Source organism: Pseudonocardia aurantiaca (assembly GCF_039526725.1).
In the GTDB taxonomy this organism is placed as follows: Bacteria; Actinomycetota; Actinomycetes; order Mycobacteriales; family Pseudonocardiaceae; genus Pseudonocardia; species Pseudonocardia aurantiaca.
Window position 1 is genome coordinate 1 of record NZ_BAAAJG010000002.1, and the last position, 17,711, is coordinate 17,711.

Sequence of the window (17,711 nt, forward strand, 5' to 3'; positions counted from 1 at the left end):
AGACCCGGCTACCACCGGCGGCTGCCTGACACTCCGGACAAGTGCCAAAGTTCTAGCGACCAAGGATCCCTAGCCGGGTAGCGCGTCAGCGCAAGGCGCGGTTCACCGCGGACACCACGGCCTTGAGGGAGGCGCTCACGATCGAGCTGTCGACCCCCACACCCCAGAGCACGGTGTCCTCCACGGCGCACTCCACGTAGGCGGCTGCGCGGGCGTCGTCACCGGAGGACATGGCGTGCTCGTGGTAGTCGAGCACCCGCACGTCGAAGCCGATGCCCGCGAGGGCGTCGACGAACGCGGCGATCGGACCGTTGCCGCTGCCGGTGATCTCGTGCAGGTCGTTCTCGACGCGCACCGTGGCGACGATCTCGTCGGTGCCCTCGCCGTCGCTCGTGAGCCGGTGGCGGATCAGCTTGAGCGGGGTGACGCGGTCGAGGTACTCGGTGTCGAAGACGTCGCGCATCTCCTTGGGGGAGACCTCACCGCCCTCGGAGTCGGTGACCTCCTGGATCACCCGGCTGAACTCCATCTGGAGCCGCCGGGGCAGGTCCAACTGGTGCTCGGCCTTCATGATGTAGGCGACCCCGCCCTTGCCGGACTGCGAGTTCACCCGGATCACGGCCTCGTAGCTGCGGCCGATGTCCTTCGGGTCCACCGGCAGGTACGGCACCTCCCAGCGGAGCTGGTCGACCTCGACTCCCGCCTCGGCCGCGTCGGCCTCCATGGCCTGGAAGCCCTTGTTGATCGCGTCCTGGTGGCTGCCCGAGAACGCGGTGTACACGAGGTCACCGCCCCACGGGTGGCGCTCGGCCACCGGCAGCTGGTTGCAGTACTCGACGGTGCGGCGGATCTCGTCGATGTCGGAGAAGTCGATCTGCGGGTCGATGCCCTGGGTGAACAGGTTCATCCCCAGCGTCACCAGGTCGACGTTGCCGGTGCGCTCGCCGTTGCCGAACAGGCACCCCTCGATGCGGTCGGCGCCCGCCTGGTAGCCCAGCTCGGCGGCGGCGACGCCGGTGCCGCGGTCGTTGTGCGGGTGCAGCGAGAGCACCACGGCGTCGCGGCGGGCGAGGTGGCGGTGCATCCACTCGATGGAGTCGGCGTAGACGTTGGGCGTGGCCATCTCCACGGTCGCCGGCAGGTTGACGATCATCGGCGACTCGGGCGTCGGCTGCCATATCGCGGAGACCGCGTTGCATACCTCTACGGCGTACTCGAGTTCGGTGCCGGTGTAGGACTCCGGTGAGTACTCGAAGCGCCAGTCGGTGGACGGGTACTTCTCGGCGAACCGCTGCACGTCCTCGGCGCCGTCGGTGGCGATCTTGCTGATCCCGGCGCGGTCGGCCCGGAAGACGACCCGGCGCTGCAGGATCGACGTCGAGTTGTAGAGGTGCACGATCGCGCGCGGCGCGCCCTCGCAGGCCTCGTACGTGCGCTCGATCAGCTCAGCACGGGCCTGGGTCAGCACCTGGATCGTGACGTCGTCGGGGATCAGGTCCTGCTCGATGATCTCGCGGACGAAGTCGAAGTCGGTCTGGCTCGCCGCCGGGAAGCCGACCTCGATCTCCTTGTAGCCCATGCGTACGAGCAGCTCGAACATGCGGCGCTTGCGGGCCGGGCTCATGGGGTCGATGAGGGCCTGGTTGCCGTCGCGCAGGTCGACGGCGCACCACAGCGGGGCCTTCGAGATGCGCTTGTCCGGCCAGGTGCGGTCCGGCAGCGACACCGGCTCGACCATCTCGTGGAACGGGCGGTAGCGGTGCACGGGCATGTGTGAGCCGCGCTGCGGGTTCCAGACGGGCTGGCCGTCGGGTACGGAACCGGATGGCGTGCGCAGTCTGCTGGCCGACGACGAGACGAAACTGTCGGGGGAGGGGGTCATCGCGGGGTGCTCCTGGGTGTGGGCCGATCAGAGAGGACCGGCGCACGCCAAGAACCCGCGACGAGGGGCCGGTCGGTCAGACCCCGCCGCGGCGGCGAAGGAGCAGGCGCACCACGTCCCCGAGGGTAACCCCATGCCGGGGGATCTCCGCAAGCCGCCCCTTGCCCGGCCCACCGAACACGTCACCCGAACGGGTGGTACCCGCGGGAAGGGCGCACAGCGGTCGACCGTGACACTATGGCTGTCTTCGATCTCGGGAGGGCACCAGTGGCAGTGGGGAGCACGGCACGCCGGGGCGTCGACGCCCTCGGGAACGTCCTGCGGATCGTGGGGATGCTGATCGTCACCGTCCTCGTCGTGCACATCGTGCTGACGCTGCTGGGCGCCAATCCGCAGAACTCGCTCGCCGGCCTGATCAGCGAAGCCGCGAACACGTTCAACCTCGGTCTGCAGGATCTGTTCGTCCCGCCCGACCCGAACCTCGCGGTGCTCCTGAACTACGGCACCGCCGCCTTGATCTGGTTCGCGATCACCACGGTCGTGGTGCGGTTGGTGCGCCGCATCCCCTGACGCGTCCCGCCGCGAGCCTTCGCCTGTGGTCTGCCTTTGCCTGTGGTCTGCCTTTGCCTGTGGTCTGGGCCATTCACATCGGCCAGGGGATCAGCGGCCGGTAGGGTGGGTTTCCGACCAGCGCCCGGTGGGTCGCGCCTGAAGGCGCGACCCTGAGCGATGAGCCCGATGGCCGCGGACGCGCGCGGCAAGGACAGGAGGTCGGCGGTGGCCCTCGTCGTGCAGAAGTACGGCGGATCGTCAGTCCAGGACGCGGACCGCATCAAGAAGGTCGCCGAGCGGATCGTCCGGACCCACAAAGAGGGCCACGACGTCGTCGTCGTGGTGTCGGCCATGGGTGACACCACGGATGACCTCGTGGACCTCGCCGACCAGGTCTCTATAAATTCATTTGGCCAGGCCCCGCCGCCGCGCGAGATGGACATGCTGCTCACCGCGGGCGAGCGCATCTCCAACGCGCTCGTCGCGATGGCGATCCACTCCCTCGGCGCCCAGGCCAGGTCGTTCACCGGCTCGCAGGCCGGAATGATCACCACGTCCAAGCACGGCGACGCGCGGATCGTGCAGGTCAACCCGCAGCGGCTGCGTGACGCCCTCGACGAGGGCGCCATCGTGCTCGTGGCCGGTTTCCAGGGCGTGAGCCAGGACTCGAAGGACGTCACCACGCTCGGGCGCGGTGGCTCGGACACCACGGCCGTCGCGCTCGCCGCCGCCCTCGAAGCCGACGTCTGCGAGATCTACACCGACGTCGACGGCATCTACAGCGCGGACCCGCGGATCGTCCCCGACGCCCATCTCCTCCAGACCATCACCTACGAGGAGATGCTCGAGATGGCCGCCTGCGGGGCCAAGGTCCTGCACCTGCGCGCGGTGGAGTACGCGCGCCGCTACAACGTCCCGCTGCGCGTGCGCAGCTCGTACAACGACAAGCCGGGCTCGCTGGTCAGCGGCTCGATCGAGGAGATCCCCATGGAGAAGGCGATCATCACCGGGGTCGCCCACGACCGGTCCGAAGCCAAGATCACCGTGACGGACGTGCCGGACACCCCCGGTATGGCCGCGCGCATCTTCCGTACCGTGGCCGATGCCGAGATCAACATCGACATGGTCCTGCAGAACATCAGCCGCACGTCGGCCAACCGCACGGACATCACGTTCACGCTGCCGCGCAGCGACGGGGCGCGGGCCGTCGCGGTCCTGTCCGCGGCGCAGCCGGAGATCGGCTTCGCCGACGTGCTGCACGATGCCGAGGTCGGCAAGGTGTCGCTGGTTGGCGCGGGCATGCGCTCGCACCCCGGCGTCACCGCCACGTTCTGCGAGGCGCTCTCCAGCGCCGGCATCAACATCGAGACCATGAACACCTCCGAGATCCGGATCTCGGTGCTCTGCCGCCCCGACCAGCTCGACGACGCGGTGAGCGCCCTGCATGCCGCGTTCGAGCTGGGTGGCGACGAGCAGGCCGTCGTGCACGCCGGGACCGGCCGATGACCGGGCGGCACGACAGTGGCCCTGTCGTCGCGATCGTCGGCGCGACCGGGGCCGTCGGCACCACCATGATCGACATCATTGACGCCCGCGCATCGGTGCCGTGGTCGGAGATCCGGCTGATCGCCTCCCCGCGTTCCGCGGGCAAGGTGCTGCGGGTGCGCGGTCAGGACGTGGTCGTCCAGGCGCTCGCCCCCGAGGTCTTCGACGGCGTGGACGTCGCGATGTTCGACGTGCCCGACGAGGTGAGCAAGGAGTGGGCGCCGATCGCGGCGTCCCGCGGCGCGGTGGCCGTCGACAACTCCGGCGCGTTCCGGATGGATCCCGAAGTGCCGCTCGTGGTGCCGGAGGTGAACGCCGGCAAGGTCACCGAGCGGCCCAAGGGGATCATCTCCAACCCCAACTGCACCACCTTGTCCATGATGGCCGCGATGGGGGCGCTGCACCGCGAGTTCGGCCTGGAGGCGCTGGTCGTGGCCTCCTACCAGGCCGCGTCGGGCGCAGGGCAGGGCGGCATCGACCGGCTCTACGCCGAGCTCGCCGCCGTGGCCGGCCAAGAGGTCGGCGTCCGCGGCGGTGACGTGGCCGCCACGCTGGCAGCGGCCGGGCTCGACCCGGCCGAGTCCCCGTTCCCGGCCCCGCTCGCGCTCAACGTCGTGCCTTGGGCGGGCTCGCTCAAGGACGATGGCTGGTCGTCGGAGGAGTTGAAGGTCCGCAACGAGGCCCGCAAGATCCTCGGCATTCCCGAGCTCAAGGTGTCGGCGACCTGCGTGCGGGTGCCGGTGGTCACCACCCACTCCCTGGCGGTGCACGCCACCTTCTCGCGCGAGGTGAGCGTCGACGCGGCCCGCAAGGTGCTCGCGGAGCAGCCGACGATCGTCCTTCGCGACGACCCCGCGGCCGGGGAGTGGCCGACGCCTGCGGATGCGGTGGGTGGCGACCCGACCTGGGTCGGGCGGATCCGGCAGGCGCTGGACTTCCCCAACACGCTCGAGCTGTTCCTGTGCGGCGACAACCTGCGCAAGGGCGCCGCGCTCAACACCTACGAGATCGCCGAGCAGGTGGCGGCCACACTCTGACGCCCGGCGCCTCCGTCTCCCGGCGTCAGGCCGGGAGACGGAGGGTTGTCAGCACGGCGCGGTGGTCGCTGCCGGTGATGTCGTGCACCTCGTACGTCTCCGCGACGATGCCGTCGGTGGCGAACACGTGGTCGATCTGCGGGCCGGCGAAGCGGGTGCGCGGGCTCGGACCCCAGGTCGGCACGAGGCCCTGGCCACGCTGCGCCGCCGCGTCGCCGCAGCCTGCGGTCCCCGCGCGCAGCACGGAGTGGTCCAGCGTGGCATTGAAGTCTCCCGCCACGATCGCGGGGGTCGGCCCGGCGCACCATTGGCCGAGCAGGGCCAGGTCGGAGCGCCATTGCGGTACCGAGCCGGGCACCGGTGCGACCGAGTGGAAGCTCACCACTCGCAGGTCGCCGAGCTCGCCGCCGCTCAGCTCGATGTACGGGAAGCTCGATGTCTCCTCGCCGATCCGCACCTGCACGTCACCGAGCCGGTCGGAGACCGCCATCGCAACGCCATCCACATCCTTGCGGCGGGGGCCCGTCGAGGTGTGCAGCCGGTAGCCCAACGGCTCGACGAACGGGGCGATCTTGTTCGCGAAAGGGACCCCGGTCTCGGTGAGCGCCACGACGTCGGGCCGGCGCGCCTCGATCAGAGCGGCCAGCTCTGCCGGGTCGGCGCTGCCGAGGTAGGTGTTGAAGGTGAGCACTGTGAACGGGGTGCCGTCGGCGGGCACCGGGTCGGGCACGATCCGCGGCAGGACGACGCTGCCGCCGATGACGAACACCACGAGCATCCCGGCGGCGAAGGGCAGCACCCGGCGCTCGAAGACGAACACGACGGACAGCAGCACGAACAGCGCCGCCACCCCGACGAGGATCCACGGCCGCATCGCGACGAGCTGTGCGAACGGGCTGCGCTGGTCGAGCCCGAACAACAGGTCCGGAGCCGCGAACACGGCCGCGACCAGCGTGAACATCGCAGCGGTCACATAACGGACCGCCCACCGCCTGCGTCGCGGAGCGGGCGCTGGTGTGGGTGGTGGGGATGCGGGAGTGAGCCGGCCCGGCGGTGCGGTCATCGCCGCTGAGTGTGCCCTAGATCGGTTGAGAACCGGCTGAGGGACCCTGTTGGGAGCGGTCGCGCGGGCTGATAGGAGGTCCTGTTCAGGGCGCTCCTAGGGGCGGCGCCTGGCGAGCCCCGCCACCGCGGCGAGCGCGATGCCGACAGTTCCCACGGTGAGCACCGCGGCCGCCGGCGACGCGTTGTCGATCAGCAGGCCGGTGAGCGGGGTGGCGATCGCCCCGCCGAGGGTGGTGGCCGACCCCTGCAGCCCGGTGACCAAGCCACGGGCGTGCTCAGGCGCGAGCCCGCTCACGGTCTCCGAGCTGGCTGTGAGGGAGGGGGCGCAGAGCAGCCCGGCCGGCACGAGCAGCAGCGCGAAGGACCACCAGGAGCCGCCGAGCGCCACGGGGAGGGTGGCCGCGCCGAGCCCTGCGACCAGCACGGGGAGCGGCAGGGACCGGCGCGCGGCGCCGTAGGCGAAGCCGCCGGCGAGCGATGCCACGCACCAAACGGCGTTGACGATGGGGATCCAGCCGCCTGCCCGGACGTCTGCAGCCCCGCGATCATCGCCAGCTCGGTGCCGAACACCACGAACACCGCAGCCGTGGTGGCGGCGAGTGCGCCGAGCAGCCGCAGGTCGAGCCACTCCCGCACGGGAGGTGCGGGGGCGTCGGTGGGCGAGGGCGGCGTGCGGGTGGGCGGGTTGAGCAGCATGAGAGCCGCACCGGAGACGAACCAGCCGGCGCCGACCGCCCACATGGCCACGGACGTCGAGACCTGCAGCGCGAGCAGCGCGCCGAGAGCCGGGCCGATGATGTAGGTCGTCTCCACGGACATCGAGTCGAGCGCGAACGCGGCCCGGCGTCGCACGGGAGGCACCATCGCCGCGAGCGACTGCCGGATCACGGAGTAGACGGGCAGGCCGAGCAGGCCGCCGAACAGCGCCCCCGCCAGCAGCGCCGGATACGACAGCCACGGCGCCACACCCCAGAACACCGTCTCGGCGAACATCGTGATGACCAGCATCGGACGCAGCCCGCGCCGGTCGACGAGCCGCCCGAGCAGCGGCGCCCCGATCGCCATCCCGACGGTGGCCGCCGCTCCGACCAGGCCGGCGGCGGCGTAGCCGTGGTCGAGGGTGAGCACCACGTGCAATGTGAGGGTGATGGCCGCGGCGGCGGACGGGATGCGGGCGAGGAACCCGACGGCGGTCAGCGCGCCGACGCCCGGCAGCCCGAGCACCGCCCGATAGGCGGCAATACCTCTGTGCGCCCCGGGTTCTGCCTGCTCCGTCGCTACCCCCACGCCGCACATCGTGCCTCGCCCCCCCGACAGGACTCGACCGGATTGGCGGCGAGGACGCCGACTACCAGCAGCGCGACGTGTACGAGGCGATCGAGCGCGGGGAGTTCGGAGCAGCCGACGGTCGGCTGACCGCCCGGCGCGCAGCTCTTACCGCGAAGTCCGGCTCTATGATCCCGATCACAATCTCCCAACGAATTCGGTTCTGCTGGGGTCCACCACCATGCTGGCCGGGCTGGAACGCGTTCGGGGGGACGGTCCGGCCAGCCCTCGCTCGAACCCCCGGCTGAGGAGGACTGGATGATCAGGATCGGCACGCGGCGCAGTGCGGGCGCGATCGGGGCCTGTGTCGCGGCGCTCGCGCTGCTCGCCGGCTGCGGCGGTGGCGCAGGGGAGGGAAGCGCGTCCGCCGGCTCCTCCATCGCGGGCCTCGCCCCCGTGCAGGTGGCCCGGCAGGCACCGGACGTGACCCGCGCGGCCGGCACGTCGCGGTACGCGCTGGAGATGACCTACACCTCCACGGGCGGGCCGGTGCCGATGGACGCGCCGATGACGATGTCCGGCGAGGGCACGTACGACTTCGGCAGGCAGATCGGCGACGGCAAATACAGCAGCTCGGGTGGTGGGCTGCCCAGCGAGCAGCTCGAGACCGTCTTCCGCAACAACGTGCTCTGGCAGCGCGCCGGAGGGCAGACGCGGTGGCAGGAGTGGGACTACTCCGAACTGGTCAACACACCCGTCGGCCAGCACGACCCCAGCCAGCAGCTGGATCTGCTGCGCGGCGTCTCCGACGACGTGCGCGAGGTCGGCACCAGCGAGATCCGGGGTGCCGAGGTGCGCCAGTACGCCATCACGATCGACCCGACCCGGCTGGCCCAGGAGTCCGGCGTCGTGGTGGCGGGCGGGCTGACCCAGGCCGCCCTCAGCGCGTCCGGGCCGATCCCGGCCGAGGTGTTCGTCGACGAGGACGGCCGCGTCCGCAGGCTCGCCGTGGCGATCTCGGTGTCCGGGGCGGACATGGCCGCGTCGCCCGAGATGCAGGAAGCGCTGGGCGACATCCTCGCGGACCCCCGGTTCGCGGAGATGATGCGCGACCGCAAGACGGAGATGAAGCTCTCGATCGAGTACTTCGACTTCGGCGTCCCGGTCACGGCGGAGGTCCCGGATCCGTCGACGGTCGACCGGGGGCCGTCGATCCCCGGTCCGCGCTGACAGTCAGCAGGGCGGGTCGGTGCCGGCCCCAACCGGGAGCATCGCCCGCTCTGCGTCCGTGAACGGGCGATCGGACACCGCGCACAGCCGGTCGAACCACTGCTGCACCGTGAGTGCCATCCGATACGGCAAGGGCCCGCCGGCCGCGCCGCCGACCCCGGACACGCTCATCCACGTCCCGTCGTCCATCGAGGTGTCGGCGTCATGGGCGGCCGAGAAGCGGATCGTCCCGTTCTCTGCTCCCGTCGCCATGTCCCAGAACGTCTGCAGCTGGTCCTCCCCCTGAGCGGTGCCCGTAACGACACGCCCGTCGGTCGTGATCCCGAGAGGCAGCTGGTAACCGGGCACCGGGATCGGACTGCCGACGAGTTCCTGGCGGTCGAGGTCCCAGACGTCCAGAACACCCACCTGCGTCGCGGCGACCAGCCGGGTGCCGGTGTGGTCGACCACGAACGAGTACGGCAGCCTGCCCTCGATGTGCGGGAGCGCACCCAGCTGCTCGCCGCGCGCCACGTTCCACAGTTGGAGGGAACTGTCCGGCCCCCACACCACGACCTGGTCGGGGTGGCCGGGTCGAGCCTCGAAATTGGCCTTGGTCCGGTACCAGTCCCGTGCCGCCGGCGTGGTCGCGAGGTCGATCGGCGTGCCGATCGGTGCGCCCGTCGTGCGGTCCCACTCGGCGAGCAACCCGTCGCCGAAGGTGAAGAGCCGGTCGCCCGTGGATACGGCGCCGACCGCCGACGGCGGGCCGCCCGGGCGCCGCGGCACCGCGACGCGAAGAGCGAGCGCCAGGGAAGGCAGCTGGTACTGCGACAGCGTCCACCCCTCCTCCGGCGTTCCGGCCAGAATGGTCAGGCGGTCCCCGTCGACAGTGGAGCCACCGCGACCGGGCGGCGGGACGGCGCTGCTGTCCAGCCGTCCCACGGGCCGCACCGTCTGCCTGTCGAACGTGAAGAACCCCTGCTCGGTGTCCGTCGCGACGAGCGTGCGCTCGTCCTGGCTCAGTGACAGCCGCGGCGCGGTCACGTCGATCGCGACGAACGGGTTGGGTTCCGCTCGCAGCCGCAGGACGGACGTGCCGCGCGGGAAGAGGACCGTGCGCGTGCCGTCCGGGCCGGGGAGGACGAAGATCCGCGGTCCTATGCCCACTCGCCCGTCCTCGGACGCCGTCGGGTCGGGCGGGATCGTCACGTCGTAGGCACTGGCGTCGCCGAGATCCCGGATCCGGACCACGTCGTAGTCACCGGGCGGGCCGATGCGTTCGGCGACGTGCCTGCCATCGCGTGTGATCCGCTCGTCGAAGTTCGCGCAGTCGGGGCCGAGCAGCGGTACGCGCCGCAGCTCGCCGCCGAGATCCGGGCGCAGGAGCACCACCGCGGTCGGGTCGGTCGCAGAGGTGCCGGGCTCGCACACGGCCGCCCAGTCGCCGTGGTCCGGGACGGCACTGTCCTGGGGCAGCATGCCGAGTTCGGTGCCATCGGTGAGGCGGCGTACCGCCGTGCGGGACGGGGACTGCTCGGGGTTGCCGAGGCGCACCAGGACGAGGTCCGATTCCGGGATCGGCACCGCGCCGGCGACGTCGGGATCGGACAGCAGGAAGCCGTCGTGCGCTGCCGGCCTCCCGGTGGGGAGGTCCCAGATCCTCAGGCGCGCCGCCGCTCCTGTGTCGTCCCTGTCCAGCCAGACGACCCGGTTGTGGACTATCGAGATCATGGGCCTGGGCGGGCCGGTCCGCGCCGATCGCGAGAGCACCTGCGGGCCTGTGTCCGTCGCGAGGTCCCACAGCAGCACCTCGCCATCAGAACCGATCATGGCGGCCCAGCGGCCGTCGTCACTGAGCGCCATCCGGAGGATCGCCGAGGAGACCCCGGGCAGCACCTGCCGGTGGACCGGGCCGAGGGGCAAGCCGCTGACCGCGACGATGCCGCCGCCTTCCGGGAGGAGCAGAGTGCGTCCGTCGTCGGACAGATCGAACCCGAGCAACGGTTCCGTGGTCACGGCCGGGACGATCCCCTCGACCGACGACATCGCCATGTACTGGTGCAACAGCGCGGTGCGGGCCGATGCGTTCTCCGGGTTCAGGCGCCATGCGGCGAGCGCCAGCTGGGTGGCCGCGGCCGGGTCGTTGGGGGCACGCGCAAGGGCGGCCTGGGCGAGGATCTCCGCGTTCGCCAGCCGGAGCTGAGCGTTGACTTCGTTGCCCCGAGCGACGGCCACGGCGGCGAGCGCCCCCGCCGCGAGCGCCAGCACGGCGAGCACTGCCGTGACGACCCGCCACCGGCGCACCTCGCGGCGCTGCCGGGCCCGGCTGCGCTGGACGTACTCGTGATCGGGCCCGGACACGTCTGATTCCCGGCGTGGCAGCCAGTCCTGCGCGACGGCGAGTGCGGTGCCGCGAAGCAGGGCGCCGTCGTCGCGGCCCGCGGCCTCCCAGCGCTCCCGCTGCTGGTCGAGCTGGTCGCGCCAGGAGAGAAAGTCGCGGTCCTCGGTGAGCCAGTCACGCAGCCGCGGCCAGTGGGCGATCAGCGCCTGGTGGGCGAGCTGGACGGTCTGCTCGCCGGTCGGTGCCCGCTCGACGACGAGCAGCCTGCCCGCCGCGAGCCGCTGCACGAGCGGCCGGAGCTCGGGGGCCAGCTCCTGCCATTGCCGCGGCCTGCGGACGAACCGGCCGTCCCGGTCCGACCTCGACAGTGCGGTGAACAGCCGCTTCAGCCGCGGCGCGTCGGCTGGGTCCGGGAAGCCGGCCATGACGTTCTCGGCGTGCGTCGCGACCACGCCGGCCACTCCCCCCGCCTCGTCGTACGCCCGCAGCGTGAGGTGGCCGCCCTCGCGACGCTCCCATAGCTCCGTGAGCAGCGACTCCACCAGCGGCAGCCCGCCTGGTTCGCCCGCGGCGTCGTCGAGGATGCGGTCGACGAGCCCGGGCTCGAACGACAGGCCGGGCGCACGCTCGGCCGGCGCCACGATCGCGTCGCGGAGCTGGGCGCGGTCCATCGGCGGCAGCAGTACGGTGCCCGCGCCCAGGAGTCCCGCGACCCGCGGCACGACGACGTCGTCGAGCGTGGCGGAGCGCAGCGTCAGCACCGCCCGCAGCCGCGGCGTCGCCGGTTCCGGATCGTCGGTGGTGACGAGATGGCCGATCAGCTCGAGCAGCTCCTGCGCGGCGTCCGGGTCGGCTGCGGCCAGCTCCTCGAACTGGTCCACCAGGAGCACCAGCTCGGTCGTCGTCGCCGCGGCGAGCTGCCGCACGCGCGCCCGGTCGTCCGCGTCGGACGGCAGCGGGAGATCCGTGGGCGCGTACGGCGCCAGCGCGGTGACCAGCGACTCGCCCACCGTGCGGCCGGGCACGGGACGCAGCTCTGCCACCTCGGTGCCCGCTGCCCGGAGGCGCGGGAGCAGCCCGGCACGGACCAGAGAGGACTTGCCGGCTCCCGACGGTCCGGCGACCGCCACCAGCGGTTCCCGCTCCACGGTGGCCGCGAGCAGGTCGACGTCCGCGTCGCGTCCGAAGAAGTAGGCGGCGTGCTCCTCGCCGAAGGGTTCGAGGCCGCGGTAAGGGCAGGGCAGCAGCTCGGGATCGAGGCCCAGCACCTGGTCGATCGGGATGAGGTAGGCGGTGGTGGTCGTCCCGCTCGCGTCGGCGGCGACGGTCATACCCACGACCGCGCCGCTGTCCTCGTCCCAGACCGGTGCGCCGCTGAAGCCCTCGATGATGGGCTGCTCGCCCGCCGCGGTCTGCAGCTGGAACCAGCGGGTGCCCTGCTCCCCGCGGAAGCGCCCGGTGGACCAGACGCCGTCCGCCATGCCCTCCGGGAAGCCCAGAACCCGGAAAGGGAGGTCCCACAGCTGGTCGACGCGCCGCAGCGGCGGCATCCGCGCGCCGACAGGCAGCGGCCCGCGCACCCGCAGCACGGCGATGTCGCCGGTGCCGTCCTCACCGATCGGGACCCAGCGCACCACCTCGGCCTCGGCGGCGGGCAGGGTGTCCTCGTCCCGGAGGAGGGGGAAGTCGATCCGGACGTCGCCGCCGGCCGGCTCGGGTGCGTAGGGGTCGGCGCGCTGGGCGCTCGCCACGACGTGCGCGCAGGTGGCCACGAGGTCGGGCCCGATGAGGAACCCCGCCCCGACGGCGTCCCCCGCCCCGTCGAGCACACGCACGACGACTCTGGCCGCGATCGTCTGGTCTCTCGTTGCCGTCACGTTCCCCCCGATCGCGGGGAAGCGTATCGACGCGTGATCCACGTCGATGTGATTCAGGTCATCCCTTCACACTGCCGGCGAGCAGCCCGCGCACGAAGTAGCGCTGCAGGCTGAAGAACACCACCAGCGGCACGATGATCGAGACGAACGCCCCGGCGGACAGCAGGTGCCACTGCGAGTTTCGGGTGCCGACGAGCTCGGCGACCCGCACGGTCAACGGGGCCACGTCCGCGGTGCCGCCCGCGAACACCAGCGCCACGAGCAGGTCGTTCCAGACCCAGAGGAACTGGAACACTGCGTAGGCGGCGATCGCGGGACGAATGAGCGGCAGCATGATCGTCGTGAAGATCCGCACGTGCCCTGCTCCGTCGACGCGAGCCGCCTCGATGAGCTCGGCGGGGATCTCCCGCATGGCGTTGTGCAGCAGGAAGATCGCGAGCGGGAGCGCGAACGTCGAGTGCGCGATCCACACCGTCCAGAAGGTGTTGTTGAGCCCGGCGCCGACGAAGATCTCCAGCAGCGGCAGCAGCGCGACCTGCAGAGGCACGATCTGCAGCGCGAAGATCGCGACGAACAGGGTGTCCCGATACGGGAACCGGGTCCACGCGAACCCGTAGGCCGCCAGCGTCGCGAGCACGATGGGGATCAGCACCGCGGGGATCGTGATCAGCAGGGAGTTCACGAAGTAACCGATGAGCGGCTGGTTGCCGCCGAACAGCACCTCGTCGTAGTTCTCGAGGGTGAGGGTCGGGTTGGTGAAGAAGGTCCACCAGCCGGTCCGCTGAACCTCGCGCTGCGGGCGGAACGAGGAGAGGAACAGCCCGAAGGTCGGGAGCGTCCACAGCACGGCGATGACGAGCGCGGCGATCGACGCCCACCGTGACGTGAGCCCCGACTTCGCGGCGGCCGAACGCGTCGTCGCGGCGGTCGCGAGGTCAGGCCCGGCGGCGCTCCCCGGCGTCTTGTCGAGGACGGTCATGACTGCCCCTCCGCGGGACCAGGTACGTCCGAGCTCATCGCTCGTCCTCGCTGCGCTCGGCCGGCGCTTCGCGCAGGCGCTGTGTCTCTGATTCGCTCGCGAGCTCGCTCATCGGGCGTCCGCCTTCCGCATCTGCCGCACGTTGTAGATGACGATCGGCACCACCAGCACGAAGAGGATCATGGCGAGCGCGGATCCCATGCCGAGATCGGAGAGCCGGAAACTCTGGGAGTAGAACTCGTTCGCGATCACGCTGGTGCCGAACTGCCCGCCGGTCATCGTGCGGACGATGTCGAAGACCTTGAGCACCGCGATGCTGATCGCGGTCACCACGACGACCACGGCGGGCCGGATGCTCGGCAGCGTGATGTACCAGAACAGCCGGATCCCGCCGACCCCGTCGAGCCGGGCGGCCTCCACGATGTCGGACGGGATCGCCTTGATGGAAGCCGAGAGGATAGTCATCGCGAACCCGGCCTGGATCCAGATCATCACCACGATGAGCAGCAGGTTGTTCCACGGCTGCTGGAGGAGCAGGTTCACCGGCTCGAAGCCGAGCCACACCAGGAACTGGTTCACCAGGCCGATCTGTTGGATGTTCTGCTGGTTCGGGCGGTACTCGTAGACGAACTTCCAGATGATCGACGCACCGACGAACGAGATGGCCATCGGCAGGAAGACCAGTGCCTTGGCCAGCGACTCGAAGCGCGTCCGGTCGATGAGCACGGCATAGACGAGCCCGACCGCCGTCGCGAGGATCGGGGTGACCACCACCCAGAGCAGCGTGTTTCCCAGCACGGCCAGCAGGTCGGGCTGGGTGAACATCCGCACGTAGTTGTCGAGCCCGACGAACCCCGCGCTGCGGGCGTCCAGGAACGACTGCAGGGCCGTTCGGGCTGCCGGGTACAGCAGGCCGCCGAGCAGCAGGAGCACGGCCGGCGCGATGAACGCGAGACCCTGCACGCTGTCGCCGCGCCTGCCGCGCGCGCGGCTCGCGACGAGGAGCACGACACCCATGACGGCGGCGAAGACGACCACCGCGACCAGCAACTGCGCGAGCTTGTCGAGCAGGGTCATGCCGGGCCACCTCCGGGTGCACCGATGACGGCGCCGGGAGCGGGTGGGTCGGTACCCGCCCCCGGCGCCAGTTGCCGCACCGCCGGAGCTACTGCCCGGCCGGCCAGGACTGCTCGATGAAGGTCAGCGAATCCGCCGTGCTCTGGCCGGTGATCCAGTCCGTCATGCCCCGCCAGAACGTGGCGGCGCCGACGGCCGCCGGCATCAGGTCGGAGCCGTCGAACCGGAACGTGTTGTTCTGGTCCTGGAGGATCTCCGCGGAGAACCGGTCGATCGGGCTCGACAGGTTGGCCGGGTCAAGGCCGGTGTTGGCGCTGATCCAGCCACTCTGCCCGAGGTCGGAACCGGCCTTCGCCTTGTTGTTGGCCCACTCGGGCGAGGACAGGTACGCCTGGAACGCCTGCACCTCGGGCCGGTCGGAGAATGCGGCCACGAACTCGGCGCCGACAAGGATCGTCTGGGGCGCCGTCGGGTCGATCGGGGGCAGCTCGAACGCGTAGAGCTGACCGTTCTCCGAGATGTCGGTGCCCTCGGGGAAGTTCGCCGCGTAGAAGTTCGCCTGCCGGTGCATGTAGCAGGTCTCTTCGAGCAGGGGCAGCCCCGCGTCCTGGAAGGTCGTGGTGGCGATCGAGGAGACGTCGCCGAACCCGCCGTTGACGTAGGCGGGGTTCTTCAGCACCGAGCCGACCCGGTCGAGCGCCGTGGCCACCTGCGGGCTGTTGAAGGGGATCGCGTGGCTGACCCACTGGTCGTAGACGTCGGCGCCGTTGACCCGGAGCATCGTGTCCTCGAGCCAGTCGGTGAGCGGCCAGCCGGTGGCCTCACCCGAGTTGATCCCGGCACACCACGGCTTGCCGCCCTCGGCCACGATCCGGTCCGACAGGGCGACCATCTCGTCCCACGTGGTGGGGACCGTGTAGCCCTTCGCCGCGAAGGCCTGCGGGGAGTACCAGACGAACGACTTCACGTTCGCCCCGAGCGGCGCCGCGTAGAGCGTGCCGTCGACGCTGCCCGCCGCCTTGAACGTCTCCGAGTAGTACTGGTCGACGTTGGTCGTGACGGTGGGCGGCACCGGCTTCACAGCCCCGGTGTTGCGCACGAGGGTGGCGAGCAGGCCGGGCTGCGGGACGTAGGCGATGTCCGGCGGCGCGCCGGCCTGCACCCGGACCGGCAGCTGGGCCTCGAACTCCTTGGAGCCCTCGTACACCACCTGGGCGCCGGTGCACTCCTCGAACGGCTTGTAGGAGTCGATGTGCGGCTGGTCCTCGGGAGCGGTGATCGAGGTGTAGAGCGTGATGCGGGTGCCTGCCAGGTCGCCGTACTGCTCGTACGCGGCGCAGTCCGCGCCCTGCGCGGCGGGGCCCCCACCTGCGACGTTGCTACCGCTGCACCCTGCGAGCACCAGGCCTGCCCCGAGAGCCACCGCCAGTAGGCTCGTCTTGCGGGCGGGCCTTCGCCCAACCAGTGCAGTCATCGCACACCCTTCTGCTCCGATGCTGGGCGCGGGCGTTCCGCTCGCTCCCCGGGATCGGGTCATCGAATCCGGTGCACGTTGTGCGGGGCAACATACTAAGCCGTTACGATCACATAACGTTCACGCTTTGCGTCCAGCCGCTGACCTTTCGTAGTCGCTCTGGCCGAATGATGTTCCGCGTGGCAGGCTGCGGGGGCTTTACTCCCTCTCACTCGGATCGTCCGGCACGTTCCTGCCGGTGGAAGGAGCACAGCATGGCTGCTGTGACCTACGACAAGGCGAGCCGTATCTACCCCGGCTCCACCACCCCCGCGGTCGACTCACTCGACCTGGAGATCGCCGACGGGGAGTTCCTCGTCCTGGTCGGCCCCTCCGGATCCGGAAAGTCCACCGCCCTGCGCATGCTCGCGGGCCTGGAGGACATCGACCAGGGGTCCATCCACATCGGCGGCCGTGACGTCACGCGGGTCCCTCCGAAGGACCGCGACATCGCGATGGTCTTCCAGAACTACGCGCTCTACCCACACATGACCGTCGCGGAGAACATGGGCTTCGCCCTCAAGATCGCGGGACGGCCCAAGTCGGAGATCCAGGAGCGGGTCCGCGAGGCGGCGAAGATCCTGGACCTCGAGGACTACCTGGAGCGGCGCCCGAAGGCCCTCTCCGGTGGCCAGCGCCAGCGCGTAGCGATGGGCCGGGCGATCGTCCGCTCCCCGCAGGTGTTCTGCATGGATGAGCCGCTGTCCAACCTGGACGCCAAGCTGCGGGTCTCCACCCGCACGCAGATCGCGTCCCTGCAGCGCCGCCTCGGCACCACCACCGTCTACGTCACCCACGACCAGGTCGAGGCCATGACGATGGGCGACCGTGTGGCCGTCCTCAAGGACGGGCTCCTGCAGCAAGTCGGCACGCCGCGGGAGATGTACGACCGGCCGGCCAACGTGTTCGTTGCGGGCTTCATCGGTTCCCCCGCCATGAACCTGCTGCCGATCGAGGTCGACGGCGACGTGCTGCACTTCGGTGGGGCCGACGTGCGCGTGCCTCGCTCGGCTGTCGAGGAGGTCGGGTCCACCAGGTCCATGACCGTGGGCGTGCGCCCGGAGGACATGGACATCGTGGAAACCGGTGCCGGGCTGCCCACCGAGGTCGAGGTCGTCGAGGAGCTCGGCGCCGACGCCTACGTGTACGGCAGCACCGAGGTCGGGGGCGAGCGCCGTCCCATCATCGCGCGGGTCGACGGGCGCACGCCGCCGAGCAAGGGCTCCGTGCTGCACCTGGTGCCGCGCTCCGGCGGACTGCACCTCTTCGCGGGCGACTCCGGCGAGCGCATCGACATCTGACGCTCGATTTCGCTCGATTTCCACGCGGCCCCGGAACCCCTTCGTGGTTCCGGGGCCGTCGTCG

General features: G+C 70.9%; 13 protein-coding genes. 5 read left to right on the forward strand and 8 right to left on the reverse strand.

Annotation, left to right across the window (positions count from 1 at the left end):
• Nucleotides 1-85: 85 nt before the first annotated feature.
• The gene (gene leuA, locus ABD143_RS01910; protein ID WP_343970274.1) at nucleotides 86-1,882 is read right to left on the reverse strand and encodes a 2-isopropylmalate synthase; all 1,797 of its coding nucleotides are present in this window, start codon (nucleotides 1,880-1,882) and stop codon (nucleotides 86-88) included.
• 237 nt (nucleotides 1,883-2,119) lie between these two features.
• Between leuA and ABD143_RS01915 the strand changes: the two genes are divergently transcribed.
• From ABD143_RS01915 to ABD143_RS01925, 3 genes are all read left to right on the forward strand, one after another.
• The gene (locus tag ABD143_RS01915) at nucleotides 2,120-2,452 is read left to right on the forward strand and encodes a hypothetical protein (RefSeq protein ID WP_343970277.1); all 333 of its coding nucleotides are present in this window, start codon (nucleotides 2,120-2,122) and stop codon (nucleotides 2,450-2,452) included.
• A 207-nt stretch (nucleotides 2,453-2,659) separates the two neighbouring features.
• Nucleotides 2,660-3,940 carry an aspartate kinase gene (locus tag ABD143_RS01920; protein WP_343971572.1) on the forward strand — a complete coding sequence of 427 codons (1,281 nt, stop codon included), beginning with the start codon at nucleotides 2,660-2,662 and terminating at the stop codon, nucleotides 3,938-3,940.
• On the forward strand, nucleotides 3,937-5,016 hold the full coding sequence (locus ABD143_RS01925; protein WP_343970280.1) for an aspartate-semialdehyde dehydrogenase: 1,080 nt from the start codon (nucleotides 3,937-3,939) through the stop codon (nucleotides 5,014-5,016). The genes ABD143_RS01920 and ABD143_RS01925 overlap by 4 nt, the downstream gene beginning before the upstream one ends.
• Nucleotides 5,017-5,041: 25 nt before the next feature.
• On the opposite strand, the gene ABD143_RS01930 is transcribed toward ABD143_RS01925, so the two are convergent.
• The 3 genes from ABD143_RS01930 to ABD143_RS01940 form a co-directional block, all read right to left on the reverse strand.
• Entirely contained in the window at nucleotides 5,042-5,989 is a 948-nt protein-coding gene (locus tag ABD143_RS01930) for an endonuclease/exonuclease/phosphatase family protein (protein ID WP_343970283.1), read from the reverse strand.
• Between the two features lie 186 nt (nucleotides 5,990-6,175).
• Complete coding sequence (locus tag ABD143_RS01935; protein ID WP_343970286.1) at nucleotides 6,176-6,376, reverse strand: hypothetical protein; 201 nt, start codon at nucleotides 6,374-6,376, stop codon at nucleotides 6,176-6,178.
• Entirely contained in the window at nucleotides 6,373-7,368 is a 996-nt protein-coding gene (locus ABD143_RS01940) for an MFS transporter (RefSeq protein WP_343970289.1), read from the reverse strand. Before ABD143_RS01940 ends, ABD143_RS01935 begins: the two co-directional genes overlap by 4 nt.
• Nucleotides 7,369-7,665: 297 nt before the next feature.
• Between ABD143_RS01940 and ABD143_RS01945 the strand changes: the two genes are divergently transcribed.
• Nucleotides 7,666-8,577 (forward strand): SCO4651 family lipoprotein, encoded by a 912-nt coding sequence (locus tag ABD143_RS01945; RefSeq protein WP_343970291.1) that lies wholly within the window; start codon nucleotides 7,666-7,668, stop codon nucleotides 8,575-8,577.
• Nucleotides 8,578-8,580: 3 nt separating this feature from the next.
• On the opposite strand, the gene ABD143_RS01950 is transcribed toward ABD143_RS01945, so the two are convergent.
• From ABD143_RS01950 to ABD143_RS01965, 4 genes are all read right to left on the reverse strand, one after another.
• A complete protein-coding gene (locus ABD143_RS01950; protein ID WP_343970294.1) occupies nucleotides 8,581-12,777 on the reverse strand; it encodes an nSTAND1 domain-containing NTPase in 4,197 nt (1,398 codons plus the stop codon).
• A 58-nt stretch (nucleotides 12,778-12,835) separates the two neighbouring features.
• Entirely contained in the window at nucleotides 12,836-13,756 is a 921-nt protein-coding gene (locus ABD143_RS01955) for a carbohydrate ABC transporter permease (protein ID WP_343970297.1), read from the reverse strand.
• A gap of 108 nt (nucleotides 13,757-13,864) precedes the next feature.
• Complete coding sequence (locus ABD143_RS01960) at nucleotides 13,865-14,833, reverse strand: carbohydrate ABC transporter permease (RefSeq protein ID WP_343970300.1); 969 nt, start codon at nucleotides 14,831-14,833, stop codon at nucleotides 13,865-13,867.
• Between the two features lie 88 nt (nucleotides 14,834-14,921).
• Nucleotides 14,922-16,307, reverse strand: coding sequence for an ABC transporter substrate-binding protein (locus tag ABD143_RS01965; protein ID WP_343970303.1), 1,386 nt, complete (start codon nucleotides 16,305-16,307; stop codon nucleotides 14,922-14,924).
• 254 nt (nucleotides 16,308-16,561) lie between these two features.
• On the opposite strand from ABD143_RS01965, the gene ABD143_RS01970 reads away from it, so the two are divergent.
• Nucleotides 16,562-17,647 (forward strand): ABC transporter ATP-binding protein, encoded by a 1,086-nt coding sequence (locus ABD143_RS01970; protein WP_343970306.1) that lies wholly within the window; start codon nucleotides 16,562-16,564, stop codon nucleotides 17,645-17,647.
• The last annotated feature ends 64 nt before the right edge of the window (nucleotides 17,648-17,711 follow it).